The organism is Cognatundibacterium squillarum, assembly GCF_014652435.1.
In the GTDB taxonomy this organism is placed as follows: domain Bacteria; phylum Pseudomonadota; class Gammaproteobacteria; order Burkholderiales; family Burkholderiaceae_D; genus Undibacterium; species Undibacterium squillarum.
The window spans coordinates 1-2,335 of the sequence record NZ_BMYU01000016.1; the positions used below are offsets into that span (position 1 = coordinate 1).

The following is a 2,335-nucleotide window of genomic DNA, read 5'->3' on the forward strand; positions in this document are numbered from 1 at the left end:
ACATGAGGCACTACCTAAATAGTTTTCGGAGAGAACCAGCTATTTCCAGATTTGTTTAGCCTTTCACCCCTATCCACAGCTCATCCCCTAATTTTTCAACATTAGTGGGTTCGGTCCTCCAGTGCGTGTTACCGCACCTTCAACCTGGCCATGGGTAGATCATCTGGTTTCGGGTCTACACCCAGCGACTGATTCGCCCTATTCGGACTCGATTTCTCTGCGGCTCCCCTATTTGGTTAACCTTGCCACTGAATGTAAGTCGCTGACCCATTATACAAAAGGTACGCAGTCACCCCTTGCGAGGCTCCTACTGTTTGTATGCATACGGTTTCAGGTTCTATTTCACTCCCCTTCCGGGGTTCTTTTCGCCTTTCCCTCACGGTACTGGTTCACTATCGGTCGATATCGAGTATTTAGCCTTGGAGGATGGTCCCCCCATGTTCAGACAGGATTTCACGTGTCCCGCCCTACTTGTCGCAAGCTTAGTACCACATCTGGAATTTCATATACGGGGCTATCACCCTCTTTGGCCGGACTTTCCATTCCGTTCTATTATCCCAGATGCTAATTCTTGCAGGCTCTTCCCATTTCGCTCGCCACTACTTTGGGAATCTCGGTTGATTTCTTTTCCTGTAGCTACTTAGATGTTTCAGTTCGCCACGTTCGCTTCGTACACCTATGTATTCAGTGTACGATGACCTTACGGCCGGGTTTCCCCATTCGGAAATCTGCGGATCAATGTGTGTTTGCTCACTCCCCGCAGCTTATCGCAAGCTACTACGTCCTTCATCGCCTGATATCGCCAAGGCATCCACCATATGCACTTAGTCACTTGTCCCTATAACTTTAGTCTTTGATTGCTCAAAGGACGGTTACAGTTCTTGACTATGAGTTTGATTTAGCTTGTTCGCCGTAGCGCAAGTGTCGCATTCTGAATCTCTTGCGAGATTCGCTTGGATCACTCTTACTACTTTGTTTGTAAGATACAATCATTACCGTTTATCTTCGATCAGCTTGCGCTAATCTCCGATTCATTTCATGATTATTACTACTTTGTCTTCTGAATTGTTAAAGATCGAGAACTTCTTGTCTTTCGTTTTGAAAGTCCAAACCTAAGCGTCTTCACTGCTCTTCGCTTACGTTTATCCTTTCGTTTTACCTTCGTAAAACTTGGTGGAGGTTGACGGGATCGAACCGACGACCCCCTGCTTGCAAAGCAGGTGCTCTCCCAGCTGAGCTAAACCCCCAGTTTCCTACTACACCAATATCTATTGGTGGGTCTGGTTGGGCTCGAACCAACGACCCCCGCGTTATCAACACGGTGCTCTAACCAGCTGAGCTACAGACCCGCTTTCTTCAGCGGTGTCCGGCCTTTGTCCTCCCGAACACAACCGTTCTCTTACTCTACAACAGCCAATAAACGTGAACACTTAATTTGCGCGACGCTCTAGAAAGGAGGTGATCCAGCCGCACCTTCCGATACGGCTACCTTGTTACGACTTCACCCCAGTCACGAACCCTGCCGTGGTAAGCGCCCTCCTTACGGTTAAGCTACCTACTTCTGGCAGAACCCGCTCCCATGGTGTGACGGGCGGTGTGTACAAGACCCGGGAACGTATTCACCGCGACATGCTGATCCGCGATTACTAGCGATTCCAACTTCATGGAGTCGAGTTGCAGACTCCAATCCGGACTACGATACACTTTCTGGGATTAGCTCCACCTCGCGGTTTGGCAGCCCTCTGTATGTACCATTGTATGACGTGTGAAGCCCTACCCATAAGGGCCATGAGGACTTGACGTCATCCCCACCTTCCTCCGGTTTGTCACCGGCAGTCTCATTAGAGTGCCCTTTCGTAGCAACTAATGACAAGGGTTGCGCTCGTTGCGGGACTTAACCCAACATCTCACGACACGAGCTGACGACAGCCATGCAGCACCTGTGTGCAGGTTCTCTTGCGAGCACTCCCAAATCTCTTCAGGATTCCTGCCATGTCAAGGGTAGGTAAGGTTTTTCGCGTTGCATCGAATTAATCCACATCATCCACCGCTTGTGCGGGTCCCCGTCAATTCCTTTGAGTTTTAATCTTGCGACCGTACTCCCCAGGCGGTCAACTTCACGCGTTAGCTGCGTTACCAAGTCAATTAAGACCCGACAACTAGTTGACATCGTTTAGGGCGTGGACTACCAGGGTATCTAATCCTGTTTGCTCCCCACGCTTTCGTGCATGAGCGTCAGTGTTATCCCAGGGGGCTGCCTTCGCCATCGGTATTCCTCCACATATCTACGCATTTCACTGCTACACGTGGAATTCTACCCCCCTCTGACACACTC

Annotated in this window: 2 tRNA genes and 2 rRNA genes; all 4 read right to left on the reverse strand. The window is 49.8% G+C overall.

Features of this window, described 5'->3' with window-relative positions:
* Positions 1–838 (reverse strand): 23S ribosomal RNA (locus IE092_RS18600); the annotation flags it as partial.
* Between the two features lie 333 nt (positions 839–1,171).
* Positions 1,172–1,247, reverse strand: a tRNA-Ala gene (locus IE092_RS18605).
* A 25-nt stretch (positions 1,248–1,272) separates the two neighbouring features.
* Positions 1,273–1,349: transfer RNA gene (locus IE092_RS18610), tRNA-Ile, on the reverse strand.
* A gap of 102 nt (positions 1,350–1,451) precedes the next feature.
* Positions 1,452–2,335: ribosomal RNA gene (locus tag IE092_RS18615) — 16S ribosomal RNA — on the reverse strand; the annotation flags it as partial.